13 protein-coding genes are annotated in these 14,185 nt (G+C 62.0%); 6 read left to right on the top strand and 7 right to left on the bottom strand.

All coding sequences use genetic code 11. The features are described 5' to 3' along the window. Position 1: 1 nt before the first annotated feature. Positions 2–2,242, bottom strand: coding sequence for a TonB-dependent receptor (locus tag B348_RS0128070; protein WP_017739348.1), 2,241 nt, complete (start codon positions 2,240–2,242; stop codon positions 2–4). Between the two features lie 156 nt (positions 2,243–2,398). Between B348_RS0128070 and B348_RS1000000132085 the strand changes: the two genes are divergently transcribed. Beyond that, entirely contained in the window at positions 2,399–2,527 is a 129-nt protein-coding gene (locus B348_RS1000000132085) for a hypothetical protein (RefSeq protein WP_017739347.1), read from the top strand. On the opposite strand, the gene B348_RS0128060 is transcribed toward B348_RS1000000132085, so the two are convergent. Continuing rightward, the gene (locus B348_RS0128060; protein WP_017739346.1) at positions 2,510–3,571 is read right to left on the bottom strand and encodes an ABC transporter substrate-binding protein; all 1,062 of its coding nucleotides are present in this window, start codon (positions 3,569–3,571) and stop codon (positions 2,510–2,512) included. The two genes, B348_RS1000000132085 and B348_RS0128060, sit on opposite strands and share 18 nt — an antisense overlap. Positions 3,572–3,582: 11 nt before the next feature. Then, positions 3,583–4,713, bottom strand: coding sequence for an LLM class flavin-dependent oxidoreductase (locus B348_RS0128055; protein ID WP_017739345.1), 1,131 nt, complete (start codon positions 4,711–4,713; stop codon positions 3,583–3,585). A gap of 259 nt (positions 4,714–4,972) precedes the next feature. Here B348_RS0128055 and B348_RS0128050 point away from each other — a divergent pair, with 259 nt between their 5' ends. Beyond that, positions 4,973–5,710 carry a class II aldolase/adducin family protein gene (locus B348_RS0128050; protein ID WP_017739344.1) on the top strand — a complete coding sequence of 246 codons (738 nt, stop codon included), beginning with the start codon at positions 4,973–4,975 and terminating at the stop codon, positions 5,708–5,710. A gap of 105 nt (positions 5,711–5,815) precedes the next feature. Continuing rightward, positions 5,816–6,565: an SDR family NAD(P)-dependent oxidoreductase gene (locus tag B348_RS0128045; protein WP_017739343.1), complete on the top strand. Its 750-nt coding sequence runs from the start codon at positions 5,816–5,818 to the stop codon at positions 6,563–6,565. Here the strand turns inward: B348_RS0128045 and B348_RS0128040 are convergent. After that, positions 6,562–7,476: an AraC family transcriptional regulator gene (locus B348_RS0128040; protein ID WP_017739342.1), complete on the bottom strand. Its 915-nt coding sequence runs from the start codon at positions 7,474–7,476 to the stop codon at positions 6,562–6,564. The two genes, B348_RS0128045 and B348_RS0128040, sit on opposite strands and share 4 nt — an antisense overlap. Before the next feature lie 152 nt (positions 7,477–7,628). Between B348_RS0128040 and B348_RS0128035 the strand changes: the two genes are divergently transcribed. Next, on the top strand, positions 7,629–8,732 hold the full coding sequence (locus B348_RS0128035; RefSeq protein ID WP_017739341.1) for a P1 family peptidase: 1,104 nt from the start codon (positions 7,629–7,631) through the stop codon (positions 8,730–8,732). Here B348_RS0128035 and B348_RS0128030 read toward each other — a convergent pair. Further along, positions 8,723–9,505 carry a helix-turn-helix transcriptional regulator gene (locus B348_RS0128030; RefSeq protein WP_026137127.1) on the bottom strand — a complete coding sequence of 261 codons (783 nt, stop codon included), beginning with the start codon at positions 9,503–9,505 and terminating at the stop codon, positions 8,723–8,725. The two genes, B348_RS0128035 and B348_RS0128030, sit on opposite strands and share 10 nt — an antisense overlap. Positions 9,506–9,601: 96 nt before the next feature. Here B348_RS0128030 and B348_RS0128025 point away from each other — a divergent pair, with 96 nt between their 5' ends. Both B348_RS0128025 and B348_RS0128020 read left to right on the top strand, forming a co-directional pair. Further along, entirely contained in the window at positions 9,602–10,417 is an 816-nt protein-coding gene (locus B348_RS0128025; protein ID WP_017739339.1) for a carbon-nitrogen hydrolase family protein, read from the top strand. A 53-nt stretch (positions 10,418–10,470) separates the two neighbouring features. Continuing rightward, positions 10,471–11,571 carry an extracellular solute-binding protein gene (locus tag B348_RS0128020; protein WP_017739338.1) on the top strand — a complete coding sequence of 367 codons (1,101 nt, stop codon included), beginning with the start codon at positions 10,471–10,473 and terminating at the stop codon, positions 11,569–11,571. A 274-nt stretch (positions 11,572–11,845) separates the two neighbouring features. On the opposite strand, the gene B348_RS0128015 is transcribed toward B348_RS0128020, so the two are convergent. Continuing rightward, positions 11,846–12,220 (bottom strand): hypothetical protein, encoded by a 375-nt coding sequence (locus B348_RS0128015; protein WP_017739337.1) that lies wholly within the window; start codon positions 12,218–12,220, stop codon positions 11,846–11,848. 99 nt (positions 12,221–12,319) lie between these two features. Continuing rightward, positions 12,320–13,288 carry a toll/interleukin-1 receptor domain-containing protein gene (locus tag B348_RS0128010; RefSeq protein WP_017739336.1) on the bottom strand — a complete coding sequence of 323 codons (969 nt, stop codon included), beginning with the start codon at positions 13,286–13,288 and terminating at the stop codon, positions 12,320–12,322. Between the last annotated feature and the right edge of the window lie 897 nt (positions 13,289–14,185).

The raw sequence follows: 14,185 nt of genomic DNA, 5'->3' as shown, positions 1-14,185 counted from the left end.
CTCAGAACTTCGCCGTCACGGTCACGCCGGCGGTGCGCGGGTCACCGAACGACGCCCAATACGGCGCGCTGCCACGGTTGAGGGAAATGCCGTGGTTCTGGTACTGCTTGTCGGTGAGGTTGTTGACGAAGCCGGTGATGTTGTACTTCTCGTCGGCGGTGGTGTAGCTCAGGTGCGCATTGCTCACGGTGTAGCCGCCCTGGTTGAGCCAGGTCCACTGCGACTGCTGATACGCCGAGATGAAGTACTCCTTGCTCTGGTAACGCAGGTCGCCGCCCAGGACCAGGGCGCCTGGAATATCCAGCGGGAAGCGGTAGTCGGCGCCCAGCGCGTAGGTGTGGCGTGGCGCGCGGATAAAGCTGTTGCCCTTCCACAGGTCGCCGGTGAACTCGCTGGAAAACACCGAGGCGGCCAATTGCAGGTGCAGGTTGTCGGTGGCCTGGGCTTCCAGTTCGAACTCCGCGCCGCGCGCCGTGCCTTCGGCGCCGTTGGTGAGCAACGACACCAGGCTGCCGCTGGCGGTGGTGGTGGTCGCGCTGACCTGCATGTCCTGGTAGTCGTAGTAGAAGACGTTGGCGTTGGCGTGCACGCGACCGTTGAGCCACTCGGACTTGAGCCCCAGTTCATAGGAATTGAGGGTCTCCGGCTGCACCGTGCTCAACTGCTCCAGGCTGCTGGACAGCCCGGTGTTGAACGCACCCGAACGGAAGCCCTTGGCATAACGGGCGTACACCCGCAGGTTGTCGTTGATGCGGTATTCCGGGGTCAGGTCGTAGGTCACCGCGCTCCAGGTCTTGTTGCGCTTGGCATTGCCGTTGGTGGTGATGCCGGCACCGGTCACGTCCACCGGGTTTTGCAGGGAGCCTGAATCCCACCAGTCGCCGTTGAAGTTGCTGCCGGTGGTTTGCACCAGGTCCAGGTCGATGGCTTTTTTCTCGCGGGTCCAGCGCAGGCCGCCGGTGACGGTGAACTGGTCGGTGAAGTCGTAGGCCAGGTTGCCGAACAGTGCGTAGCTGGTGTTTTTATGGCTGAACGAGGTGCCGGTGTAGCTGGCCTCGGACGCGCCTTCATCCGGCAAGGCCGAGGTGGCGCCGGCGCTTTGCAGGTCTTCGTGGAAGAAGTGCGTGCCGAGGATCCAGCGCAGGGTTTCGCTGGTGGGCGAGGCGATACGGAACTCCTGGGAGTACTGGCGCCAGCGGTTGTTGGTGTAGTTGCGCCCGCTTTCCACCGGCGACAAGTCATCGTCGCTGATGCTGCGTTGCTTGGTTTCGTCGTAGGCGCTGATCGAGGTGAGGCGGTAGTCACCCAGGTCGTAGTTGAGGGTCAGGGCCGTGCCGGCGTGTTCGATTTTTGATTTGTTGTCGACGTTGCTGTCGATGTAGCGTCGGTCCGGGTTGCTGCGGTTATAGCCGCCCAGCCACGGGAAGCTGCCCACCGGCAACAGGCCGGCGGCGGTACCGCGGGTCTGGCTGTCGTGCAGGGTCCAGAGTGCGGTGAGGTCGGGGTTGAGCGTGGCGAGGAATTGCAGGCGCACGGCTTTGTTGTCGACGCGGTCGTAATCCTTGTCGTCGTAGACGTTCTTGATAAAGCCGTCGCGCTCCTTGGAGTACAGCGACACGCGGGCGGCCAGGCGGTCTTCCACCAGGGTGCCGCCGATGGCGCCATTGACGATTTTCTCGTTCTTGCTGCCGTAGCCAAGGGTGGCGTAGCCGTCGTTCTCGAAGCTCGGTTTTTTGGTCAGGATGTTCACCGCGCCACCGGTGGTGTTCTTGCCATACAGCGTGCCTTGCGGGCCGCGCAGGATCTCGATGCGATCCAGGTCGAACAGCGGGTCGCCGCCCGCCAGCGGCGCGTTGAGGTACACATCGTCGACGTACACGCCCACCGGGAATACCGTGGCGGCGCCCTGGTCGCCGGTGCCCACTCCGCGAATGTACCAGCGCGGCCGTGCATCGCCGTCCGGGTTGTTGGCCTGGGCGTTGGGCACGAACTTGAGGGCCTTGCCGATGTAGTCGGTGCCGGTCTGGCCGAGGCTCTCGCCGGACACGGCGCTGACCGCGTTGGCGATGTCCTGCACGCTTTCTTCGCGGCGCTGGGCGGTGACCGTCACCGATTTGAGGGTGGGTCCGCTGTCGTCGGCGGCGGGCGTCTGTTCCTGTGCCAGTGCAGGCAGGCTGTGCAGCGTGCCGGTCAAGGCGGTGGCCAGCCAAAGGCTGTGGGTGATCCTGTTGATGCGGTACATAACCCCTCCGAAAGTAATGGTGCTGGTACTTTTCGGTCTGCTTAAGTTGTCTTTTAAGTGCACTGCAAACCTGGAAAGCTACAGCGCTATAGCAGGGCCTGTGCCAAGTTTTATGTTGTTGATATCTATAGGTTTTATTCAGACTTGCGGAGGGTGTTGCTGCCCCAGCAGCAGCCGGTCAGCAAGGGGCTGTTTGCGGATGAGCAGGCGGGCTTTTCCATGGGCGAAAAAAAGGCCGGCAAGCCGGCCGAGGTGCGCGTCATGAAACTAGACGGACAAGCGTGAAGTGGCACCGAGGACACTTTCCAGCACGCTGAAATCAATCCAGTCACGCACGTCGAAACGCCGTTGGATGAACTGCCAGCGATGGAGGAAATCGGTGAAGTCCTGCAACGCGAGGATCGACTGCTCATCGAGCATGGTGCGCAGGCGCCGATGGGCATCTTCGCCGTAGGCGGTGGCCACCCAGTACTCGCTGGTGTTGAGTTCGCGGGCGAGGAACTGGCGGGTTTTCTCGGGGTTGGCCCAGGCCCATTGCTCGGCGCGCAGCACGCAGTCGACGATGGTTTTCGCCGCGTCGAAGTGATGCTCGCGCAAATGCCCGTCCACCGTGAGGGTGCGCGGCGTGCCGTTGTTGGAGCGGATCATCGGGTCGGGGTGGGAGCCGGTGTCGATCACCACATGCAGGCCGAACTCGGCAGCCAGTTGCACGGCGTGGGCGCCCTTGAGAAAGATCGCGTCGATGTCGCCGCGCAGCAGGCCGATCAGTTCATTGTTGCGCCGTTGCGCGCGGTTGAAGCCGAACGACACCTGGGCGCCGTGGACGTGGCGCATCTGTTCGTCGCTGTAGGTGCCGCCGTAGGGGTAGTCCACCAGGTCCACATCGCTGACGCTCATGCCTTCGAGCTTCAGCGCGTTTTCCAGGCCGCGCAGGGCTTGGGCGCGGGTGAAGTCGATCTGCACGTTGGCCCACTTGGGGATGCCGAAGCGGCGGTGCTTGAGGTCGCGCACGGTTTTCACGCCGCTTTCGACGGTGGTCAGGATCAACTGCACTTCGTCGCTCCACGACAACCCCAGCAGGCGTGTGTCGCCGCCATTGGCATAGGCCCAGATCGCCGGGATGTTGCCGCCGTGGCGCACGGAGTTGGGCAGGTGATGGTCGTAGTGGGCTTCGCGGATGTCGCGCTCGCTGGACTCGCGCAGGGCCTGGATATTGGTGCCCGACGGCAGGAACGCCTCGGCCAGGCGCCCGGATTCCACGGCGATGCCGAGGCCGGTCGGCACCGGGCTGTGGGTGTACCAGAGGGTATCGAGAGAAGGTGTGCTCATGGTCATCCTGTTCAGCGCGAAGGGCGGTCTTGCACCAGCGGCAATACTTCCTGGCCGATGCGCAGGGCTTCTTCCAGGTGCGGGTTGCTGGCGAGGATAAAGGTCGAGAAGCCTGCGTCGCGGTACTCGGCCAGGCGTTCGGCGACATTTTCATGGCTGCCGACCAGGCCCACGGTGGGGCCGGGCTTGGCCTTGGCAAAACCGGCCCAGAGGTTGGGGCCGATGATCAGGTCTTCAAAGCGGTCGACATTCTGGTGATAGGCGGTCTGGCGTGCGGCCCCCACCGAATCCGAGCCGCCGACAAAGGCCTTGGCCTCGCTGCTGCCGCGATTGCCCACGGCGTCGAACTGGCGACGCAGGTCGCGCCAGGCGGCTTCTTCGGTTTCCCGGGCGAACAGGTCCACGCGCAGGCCGAAGCGCACTTCGCGGCCTTGTTGCGCGGCGCGCTCGCGCACCCGGTCCATGTGCGGCTGGAGTTTGTCCAGCGGCTCGGCCCAGTTGAGGTATACGTCGGCGTGCTTGGCGGCGACGTCCAGCGCCGGCTCGGAGAAACCGGAAAAGTACACGCCGGGTTTGCGTTCGGCGCGCAGGCCGGGGGGCAGCGAGCCGTTCTCCAGCTGGTAGACCTGGCCTTCATAGGAAAACGTCTCGTGCTCCCACAAGCCCTGGATGATGTCGAGGAACTCGCCGGTGCGCCGGTAGCGCTGGTCATGGTCGAGGAAATCACCCTGGGCGCGCTGGCTGGCCGGGTTGCCGCCGGTGATGATGTTCCAGTCCAGGCGCCCGTGGCTGAGGTGTTGCAGAATCGCGGCCTGCTGCGCGGCGTAGGCGGGCAGGGTCCAGGTGGCCTGGAACGCCACCAGGAAACGGATGCGCCGGGTCTCGCGCGCCAGCGCCGCGGCGACGATCCACGGCTCCGGGCCGGTGGGCAACAGCGCGCCCTCGAAACCGGCCAGCTCGGCGGCCTTGGCCACTTGCGCGATGTAGTCGATGTAGGTGAAGCCGTCCGGCTCGCCGTTGGGCCGCCGGCCCGGCGCGATATGCCCGGGGCTGCGGTTGAAGCTGCCGCGATTGTGCAGGTCTGTACTCAGTTGCTGGCCGTCGGTGCCGAGGGGCAACCGCCAGAAAAACTCCGTGCTCATACAGGCTCCCGAAAGAAAATGGAAAACGTTGCAGAGGCTGATAGCAACGCCCATGCCAGTCTCCCTGGGCGGCGCAATTGCGGGCGCGCCCCGGCTACGCGCCGGGCCGGGTGCTGCTGTGGCAGCAGTCGGTCAGCAGTGGTTGCTGGGGAGACAACATCCGCGCGGCGCCAAGGCCCCGGATCACGGGCCTGTGGCGGCTGGCACAACTCGTGCTGAGAGGTGGAGTCACCCATTCCCTGATTCTGGAGTTCATCAAGTGAGCCAGCCTGCCCCGTTGAGTGAAGCCCTGCTGCACCAGGTCGAACAGACCAAGCGTGATACCGCGAAGATTTTCAAGGTGCTCAAGGACACCCGCACCTTGACCGCCACCAACACCTTCCAGGCCCATGTGCGGGTGCCGGGCACCGATCTGTTGATCGTCGTGGCCACGCCCGGCCCGTGGGACGATGACCAGAGCATCCGCGCGGTGGTCGCCAGCTACGACGGCGTGGTGCATCTGGACGAACACCTGGTGCCGGGCCAGCCGTTGAGCGCCAGCCGCCAGGGCGGTGGTGGTCGACGTTATGCGGCGACCTTTCGCGGCGCGCCGCAGGTCAACGTGGTGATCCATGTGCACACGCCGTATTTGGGCGGCTATGCGGCGGCGCATCGGGTGTTCCCGCTCAACTATGCTGCGGCGCAACGGGTGACGCTGGCCCGGGAGCTGCCGGTGTACATCGACCGCAGACAGCCCGAAGCCGAGTTCATCCTCGACGTGCTCGCCGCCAACCCGCACACGCCAGCGGTGCTGGAAGCCAATGGCGGCGCGACGTTCTTCGGGCCGGACCTGCTGCAATCGGCCGAGTGGATCTTGTTGTTTGAAGAGGGCGCGTACTTTCAAGCGCTTGGGGAAAACCTTGGGGGCGTGCGGCCATTCGGTGAAGGTGTGCTGGAGCAGCAGTGGCGCATGACCGGGTTGTGGGAGCAGGGGCGTGCGTTGGTTGAGCAAGGCTAGTCTGGACGATCACGCATGTTTCCTGGATGCCTGGCTATTAACCCGAGATGCCGAACCTCTTAGGCTGCTTCTATCGATTTGAACCCGCCTGAGAGGGAAGTGAAGATGAAAAAGCTGCAGAAGAAAATCGCATTGGTCACCGGTGCCTCCAAGGGCATTGGCGCGGCGATTGCCAAGCAATTGGCCAAGGAGGGCGCCACCGTTATCGTCAACTACGCCAACAGTCGCGAGGATGCCGACCGTGTGGTTTCAGAGATCCTGCAAACCGGCGCCAGGGCTCACGCGATCCAGGCGGACGTGTCCAACAGCCTCGACGTCAAGGCGCTGTTCAAGGCGATTGTGCATGAACACGGGCATCTGGATATCTTGGTCAACAACGCGGGGGTCTATGCCACCAGCCCGCTGGCGCAGATCACCGAGCAAGAGTTTCACCGTCAGTTCAACCTGAATGTGCTGGGTCTGATCCAGTGCACCCAGGCGGCAGTTGCGGTGTTTAATCCGGCTGGCGGCAGCATCATCAATATCAGCTCCAGCGTGACCGCATTCACCCCAGCCAACTCGACGGTGTACACCGCCTCAAAGGGCGCCGTGGATGCGATCACCCGCACGCTGGCCAATGAGTTGGGGCCCAGGAGCATCCGTGTTAACTCGGTCAACCCGGGCTTGGTCGTGACTGAAGGCGTGCACGCCAGCGGTTTTTTCGAGGACGCGTTCCGCCAGCAGATCGAGGCCATTACGCCGCTGGGACGTATCGGCGAGCCCCAGGATATCGCGCCTGCGGTAGCGTTCCTCGCGTCGGCAGACGCGGGCTGGATCACCGGCGAGGTGTTGGTGATCGGTGGCGGCCTGCACTAGGCGACGTGTTCGCGCAGGTAATGGCGGGGTGATTGGGACATGACGCGTTTGAAGGCGCTGCTGAACGCACTCTCTGATTCGTAACCCAGCGAGAACGCGATGGTCGAGACCGAATCATCGGAGTTCTGCAACCGGTCACTTGCCAGCAACATGCGCCAATGGGTGAGGTACTCCATGGGTGCTGTGCCGACCACCTGCTTGAAGCGCAGGGCGAACGCCGAGCGAGACATGTTGGCCCGTTGCGCAAGTGCCTGCACGGTCCAGCGGTGAGCCGGCTGGTCATGCAGCGCGCTGAGGGCAAGGTTGAGATTGCGGTCGGCGAGACCGAAAAACCAGCCGATCCCGTGACTGCCCAGTGTCGCCAGATGGGTGCGAAGGACTTCGACCAACATGATGTGTGCCAGGTGTTCATTCATCAGCGATCGGCCAGGGCGTTTGTGTTGCAGCTCACCGATAAAACGCTCGAGTGCCCAGCGCAGGATCGACGCCTGCGGCTCGTTGCCTGGCACATGCACCACCGGGGGCAGGGTGCCGAGCAGCAACTGGGCAGGCGTGCCGGTGAAGTCAAAGCGGCCACCGACCAGTTGCACATCGTCGCCGCCGTAGTGCAGGGAAAGTTCGTTGGCAGCCAGTGTTTGAACGTGCGCGTCGGCGTCCAGGACGCGCTGCGACTTGTCGCTGTAGAGGGTGAAAGGCAGACCCCGGGTCATCAGGAAGCAATCGCCTTGCTGGAGTCGCTGGGGCAGTTGTTCGCCCTCTACGTGCAGCCAGCAACTGCCCTTGGCCACGGCAGTGAACTTGATGCCTTCCTTACGCGGAAAATGGAATGCCCACGCGCCGCCCAAGGTGAGCGAGGCGCTGTGATAGTTGCGAATTCTCAATAAGGACAGCACTTCGGACAGCGGGTCCATGCATCACCTGTGGGACGGTCAATAAAGTCCGCACGAGTCTACACCTCTGGCGGCCTAACGCCTCGGGGGTAACAACAGAGGGTTATCGTCACCGCCGCAGGGTGAACCTAGACTCGCCGCACGTTCTTCACTCGACAATTGAGAGTAAAAACATGCGTTTACGAGATCTGGGCATCACCATCGGCGACGGCCAGCCGGGGGCGTTCAACGCCATCACCGACGTTCCCGGCGTGCGCGTCGGCCATCACACCCTCAATGCCGAGCACGCTGACCGTTCCATGCACACCGGCGTGACCGTCATCGAGCCACGTGCGGTTGCCGCGCACCTGGCTCCGTGTTTTGCCGGTGTGCACGTGCTCAATGGCAACGGCGACGCCACGGGGCTGGAGTGGATTCGCGAAGCCGGCCTGCTGACCACGCCCATTGCCTACACCAACACCCACAGCGTCGGCGTGGTGCGTGATGCGCTGGTCGCCGCCGAGCGCGACATGGGCAAGCAGCACACCTATTGGTGCATGCCCGTGGTGCTGGAGACCTATGACGGCATCCTCAGTGATATCTGGGACCAGCATGTGACGGCCGAGCATGTCCATGCAGCGCTGCGTGATGCCCGTAGCGGCCCGGTTGAAGAAGGCTGCGTGGGCGGTGGCACCGGCATGATCTGCCATGAATTCAAGGGCGGCATCGGCACGTCGTCACGAGTGCTGAGCGAGGAGGAGGGCGGCTGGACCGTCGGCGTGCTGGTGCAGGCCAACTACGGCGCGCGCGGCGCATTGCGGGTGGCGGGTTACCCGGTTGGCAGCGTGTTGAAGGATGTGCCGTCGCCTTACGACGGCCCGGTGAATGTCGGCGTGCCTGGCATGGGCTCCATCGTGATTACCCTGGCGACGGATGCGCCGTTATTGCCGCACCAATGCACACGCCTGGCGCAGCGGGCGAGTATCGGCCTGGCACGGGTGGGTGGCGGCACCGAAGATGACAGTGGCGATATTTTCATCGCGTTCTCGGTGGGCAACAGCGGGTTGCCGGTGGCCAACCTCGGGCAGCCCGGGCCGCCGACGACGGCGTTGCAGATGGTCAACAACGACTATATCTCGGCGTTGTTTGTCGCGGCGGCGGACGCGGTTGAAGAGGCGATCCTCAACGCCATGCTCGGCGCCAACGACCTGCACGGCCGGGGCAAGACCGCGCTGGCCCTCAAGCCCGAGCAACTGCTGGTGGCGCTGAAGCAGGTCGGCTGGGCGCCTCACTCCTGAGCTTGCAGGAACAACAGGAACAGCTCGGACTGGGACTTGATCCCCAACTTGTTGTACAGGTGTCGGCGGTGGACTTTCACCGTCTCGGCCGAGATCGCCAGCTTGCGGGCGATCTCTTTGTTCGAGCAGCCGCTGAGCATTAGCTGGGCCACCTCGGTTTCGCGGCTGGTCAGGGTTGAGCTGATGTGCAGGCCGGGGGAGTCCACGCGTTCCTGCCAGTCTGTGGCGGGTTCCGGTTCGCGCTTGAAGCCCTGTTCAAAGGCGCAACGCTGGCGCATCAGCCCGGCCACCCAAGGTTGGATCAACCCGAGCAACGCGAAGTGCTCGTGGCTGAAGCGGGTGCTGCTACCCAGGGACAGGCTCAGTGTGCGCTCCGCGTCGAGTTGCACATTGAAGTGGATCTCGTCGGCGACGATATTGAGGCGGAAGTAGCGCTGGTAATAATCCGTCTGCTCAAAGCATTCCGGTGCGACGTCATCCAGCTGGAACAACCCGCTTTGCGGCGCTTCGCGATTGGCCAGGTAAAACGGGTCGAGCAAGTACAAGCCCTTGAGATAGTCCTGGAACAGCGAGTCGCTGGCGCTTTCCGGCGCCGGCGACTCGGCCAGCAACTGCGGGCGCCCGGCGCTGAATATCAACACCACCCAGTTGTCCATCGGCACATAGCGCCCGAGCAGGCGCGTGAGTGACGTCCAGAAATTCGGCCGGTCCAGCGTCTCGATCAGCCGGCCGACGGCGTCATGCCAGGCCAGGTCCTGCAAGGTCAGGTGCATCTCGCTACCCATTCGGGGTTACCCCATCGAAGTGATTTTGTGCCATGGGGGTACGGCCCATACTCGTTGCCAGCTTACTGTGCACAAGGATCCACGATGAAGATCGAACTCATGCAACTGGCCGGCCGTGACGGCGACACTGCTTATAACCTGCGCCGCGCCCTGGAAGCCATCGCCACGTGTGGCGCGGACACCGACTTGCTGGTGTTTCCTGAAACCCATTTGATGGGCTTTGTCGCCGGCGAACAATTGGCCGAGGTGGCGCAGCCCCTTGACGGCACGGCGTTGCGTGCCATCCAACAGGCCGTCCGCGAGCGCGATGTGGCGGTGGTCATCGGCCTGGTCGAGAGCGATGCCGGCGTGCACTACAACACCTCGGTACTGGTCACGCCCGAGGGTATTGCCTTGCGTTATCGCAAGACCCACTTGTGGCCTTCCGAGCGCGGCGACATCACCCCGGGCGACCGTTTTGTCACGGCGCTGTGTAAGGGCGTCCGCGTCGGCATCCTGATCTGCTACGACATCGAACTGCCGGAAACCGCCCGCGCCCTGGCTCAGCTGGGGGCCGAGCTGATCATCGTCACCAACGGCAATATGGACCCCTATGGTCCGGTACACCGCACCGCCATCATGGCCCGCGCCCAGGAAAACCAGCTGTTCAGCGTGATGGTCAACCGCGTCGGCGAGGGCGACGACGGCCTGGTATTTGCCGGTGGCAGCGCCGCCATCGACCCGTTTGGTCGCCCGCTGTTCGAGGCCGGGCGCGATGAAACCCGGCAAGTCGTGACCCTGGACCTGACGCAGCTCCACGCCGCCCGCGCGGACTATCACTACCTCACTGATCGCCGCCTCTACCTGAGCGGCGAGAGCGTGCAGCACGCCGATGGCCGCCGGGAACTGCTGCTGCGCTGATCAATCCTGCCCAACCAAAACAATAATCGGGCGGCAACGCCCAGGAGTGCTCGATGATCCTGACTCGATACGTACGCTGGAGCCTGGCCTGCTTGATCAGTGGCGCGCTGACCTGCGTCCAGGCAGAAGAACCGAAGGTCAATATCTACAACTGGTACGACTTTATCGCCCCTGACACGCTGAAAACCTTCCAGGCGCAGACCGGCATACATAGCGCGTACGACGTGTTCGACAACAGTGAAGTCATGCAGAGCAAACTCATGGCCGGGCGCAGTGGCTACGACGTGGTAGTGGCCACCGGTGACCTGCTGCCCAACCTGATCAAGGCGGGTGTGCTCAAGGAACTGGATCGCGCGCAGTTGCCCAACGCAACCCACCTTGACCCGGCCATCCTGGCCAAGGTGCAGAGCAACGACCCCGGCAATCGCTACGCGGTGCCGTACCTGTGGGGCACCACGGGCATTGGCTACGACGTGGAAAAAGTCCGCGCCATTCTCGGTGCCGACGCACCGGTCAACTCCTGGGACCTGATCTTCAAAGAGGAAAACCTCGCCAAGCTGGACACCTGCGGCGTGGCCATGCTGGATGCACCGGGCGAAATCATCCCCATCGCCCTGCATTACCTGGGCCTGCCCTACAACAGCCAGAACCCGGACGACTACCAGAAAGCCCAGGCACTGCTGCTGAAACTGCGCCCGCACATCCGCTACTTCGACTCATCGCGCTTCATCACCGACCTGGCCAATGGCAACATCTGCGCCGTCGTCGGCTGGGCCGGCGGCGTGATGGACGCCAAGAAAGCCGCCGATGCCGCCGGCAGTGGCCGCCACATTCAATACAGCATCCCCAAGGAAGGCGCGCCGGTGTGGGTCGAAAGCCTGGTGCTGCTCAACGATGCACCGAACCCCCAGCAGGGGCTGGCGTTCATCGACTATATGCTGCGCCCGCCGGTGATTGCGCAGACGTCCAACTACCTGAGTTATGCCAATGCGAACAAGGACGCTACGGCGTTGCTGGATGAGCGGGTGCGGGATAATCCTGGGGTTTATCCGGCGAACGTGGTGTTGGATACACTGTTTCCGCTGGAGCCGCTGCCGCTCAAGTTGGAGCGGGTGCGGACGCGGGTTTGGAGTAAGGTGAAGAGTGGGACGTGAGGGGCGTGGAAGCTGTTCGGCGCCCGACAGCTACAAGCTGTCCGGGTCGCCGAAGAACATTTTGACTGGGCTCTAGGACGGCATTTTTTGATCGAAAAATCTAAAATATGCCCCCAGTTTTGCCCCCAGTCGCGACGGGTGTGCGAGCGATCGCGAATGGCGATTTCTGACACGGACGTCGGTGGCCGTGGCTGGTATTCAGTGCGCCTCCGTATACTGGATGACCAACCCGAATCCGGCAAATCCTTGGTGGTTCGTTGAGTCGATATGCGAACTACTCAGCCCGTCGAGACGAGACATATGGTGTAACGTCTTTGTTTTCTACCGCCTGAAGCTCGAAGTACTGCCCTTTGGCTTTCAACGCATGGATGATGCGACATTGGGCATAAGCGGTGCCGTATGAGGTGCTCGGGCCTTGGATGTTGAGTACCAATTCCCCTCCGTAGCTTCGCTCGTACCTCAATTCTCTCAAGGCTCCCGCCGCTTCACCATTTGCCTCGGCGATCTCGATCACCAATTCCCTTAAGGCCGATTGGTCGGTGTCTGCTAGCTCAGCGGAAAACTTGACCTGGCGTTGGCTTTGAAAGCCTCCGCCACTGGCCGAACCTATTCGGTTAAATGTGATGTGGGCGAGCAGGACTACTTCCATGGTCTGAACCTTCTATGTGAGTCTTACTTCTATGTCGTAGGGGGCAGCGTCAAGGCCAAGTGCCCCCTGGGTTCTTTCTAATTCGCACCCAGCAATGATTTACCGATTGCGTTGTAGCGGTGCGATGAGAAGGCCCCAAAGCGTCTCGGCACCGCCTTCTTGGGAAAGCTTCTGGTCTTGCCGAGTGTGGAACGCCATGCCTAAGGTCTTCAGGTACATGGATTGGTCGTCCGTATTTACGGTAAGCGCCTCGTTGTAAGAGCCGCCGCCAAACGAGTCTCCATGGCTGTAGTAGATACCGGCGCCCATCTGGCCGCCGGTGAACACTGCCGCTTTTGCAACGTCGTGGCCGTCCTTGTAGATATTCGCAGAAAAGCGATTTGCATCTACCCGACGGAAGACCCCTTCATACCCTGAGTTGCGCGCTTGGAGCTCCAGCAACGAGTTCTCAAAATAGCGGGCGATGTACTCGAAGCTGTCGAGCAAGAAGCGGTCTTTGTCCAGCTGGGTGAAGCTCTTAGCCATTCGAAGGTTACTCGACCTAGGGCCAGCTGGGGCGATAAGGGAGGGCGCTGAACCTCCATTGAAATCGTTGCGTTCGGCTCGCGGAGCAGTGTTCGGTTGGCCACGGCTGCGTCGCTCGGCGGCTTTCCGAACCTCCTTCGCAACCTGCAAGAATGCTTCGTCCCGATCAGGCCAAAGGGTCACTGGCTTACCATCTTGGGGCGTACCAAGCAGCTTGCCGAAGGGGGCATGATGCCAATCGCATGGGCGAAGAATCACAGGAATGACAGTCGCTTCTTTAGCGGCATGGCGCTCCATTGCGCGAGCCATCTCGATGTTGTAGCAATAGTCGGAGGCGATGAAATCCGGGCTTACCAGCAACAGGATAATTTCGTCGCTGTTGATGTGATCATCAATGGCAGCATCGATCTCTTGGCCTGCTCCGATTCTGCGGTCGTGCCAAGTCTCAATGACGCCTTGGCGCTTGAGCATCGAAAGCTGCTTTTCCAACTGGTCGCGCAGCGCCTCGTCAGCATGGCAATAAGAAAAGAACACGTTCGGCAAAAGGGTCACTCCTACTCGGAAAGGTGCGATGTCGATCTTACGGGCAGCTTGGCTGCGAAGTACAGACGTGGGCTGGCTTGACTGCTGATTGGATGCCCTTCAGTTGAACCTGTCAGCCAAAAAGCAACGGTGCTCGAGTCGTGACATGGTGGTAGATCATTTGGGCTCGCTCGTAATGAATGATGTGCATAGGCTGGAGATGTCTATGGCGCCGGGGGCAGTCCAGATTGCCTCGGCGGTTGGCAAAGAGATAAGCACAGTGCGGCTGCGCCGCACCGAAGACGGCCACTACCCGGGCGAGGGCTTTCTCGGTGCCGGAGCGCATATCCATCGGTTCGGTGGCTAGCCAAATTGCGTCAATGCGGATCACGAAGCAAGTCCACGGACAAAACGGACACACCCTTCAGGATCGGAAGACGGCCATTTCACCGTGATAGTTTGCTCGCCAAATGGCAGCTCGATGATCACCGATGACTCGGCCTGCCTTTTCGGGGCGACCTTTACCGGAACAAACGCCGGCAAGGTTGCGGGTGGTTGATCTCGGAAAAGTGGCAGCCACTTGCGGATCACGTTGGCATTGATGCTGTGACTGATGGCTACGCTGGAAATGGAGGCGCCGGGTTGCAGTACTCCTGGACAACCTGGGCTTTGAACGACTTAGGGTAAGAGCTTCGTTGGCGCATTTAAGGGCTATCGCGTCCGCTTAAAAATAGGCGGACACCATCGCCCTTAATTTGGGAGATCGGTAGGTGTTTTCACTGTTCGCTTACCATTTAAGGGCTACCGCGTCCGCTTAAAAATAGGCGGACACCGTCGCCCTTAATTTGGGAGAACGGTAGACGGATTCACCGTACGCTTATATAGATTAGCTTTGAGGTGATTGTGATTTTCTACGAG

Origin of the sequence: Pseudomonas sp. CBZ-4, assembly GCF_000346755.1 — a bacterium.
Taxonomy (GTDB): domain Bacteria; phylum Pseudomonadota; class Gammaproteobacteria; order Pseudomonadales; family Pseudomonadaceae; genus Aquipseudomonas.
Note: the sequence above shows the minus strand (reverse complement) of the source record. Positions and strands in the feature narration are given on the sequence as shown.

What these genes read in the sequence shown, in the direction of transcription:
- B348_RS0128040 (WP_017739342.1), bottom strand. Translation starts at nt 7,476, where the DNA reads ATGGACCCGCTGTCCGAAGTGCTGTCCTTATTGAGAATTCGCAACTAT.
- B348_RS0128035 (WP_017739341.1), top strand. Translation starts at nt 7,629, where the DNA reads ATGCGTTTACGAGATCTGGGCATCACCATCGGCGACGGCCAGCCGGGG.
- B348_RS0128055 (WP_017739345.1), bottom strand. Translation starts at nt 4,713, where the DNA reads ATGAGCACGGAGTTTTTCTGGCGGTTGCCCCTCGGCACCGACGGCCAG.
- B348_RS0128030 (WP_026137127.1), bottom strand. Translation starts at nt 9,505, where the DNA reads ATGCACCTGACCTTGCAGGACCTGGCCTGGCATGACGCCGTCGGCCGG.
- B348_RS0128045 (WP_017739343.1), top strand. Translation starts at nt 5,816, where the DNA reads ATGAAAAAGCTGCAGAAGAAAATCGCATTGGTCACCGGTGCCTCCAAG.
- B348_RS0128060 (WP_017739346.1), bottom strand. Translation starts at nt 3,571, where the DNA reads ATGAGCACACCTTCTCTCGATACCCTCTGGTACACCCACAGCCCGGTG.
- B348_RS0128020 (WP_017739338.1), top strand. Translation starts at nt 10,471, where the DNA reads ATGATCCTGACTCGATACGTACGCTGGAGCCTGGCCTGCTTGATCAGT.
- B348_RS0128015 (WP_017739337.1), bottom strand. Translation starts at nt 12,220, where the DNA reads ATGGAAGTAGTCCTGCTCGCCCACATCACATTTAACCGAATAGGTTCG.
- B348_RS0128025 (WP_017739339.1), top strand. Translation starts at nt 9,602, where the DNA reads ATGAAGATCGAACTCATGCAACTGGCCGGCCGTGACGGCGACACTGCT.
- B348_RS0128070 (WP_017739348.1), bottom strand. Translation starts at nt 2,242, where the DNA reads ATGTACCGCATCAACAGGATCACCCACAGCCTTTGGCTGGCCACCGCC.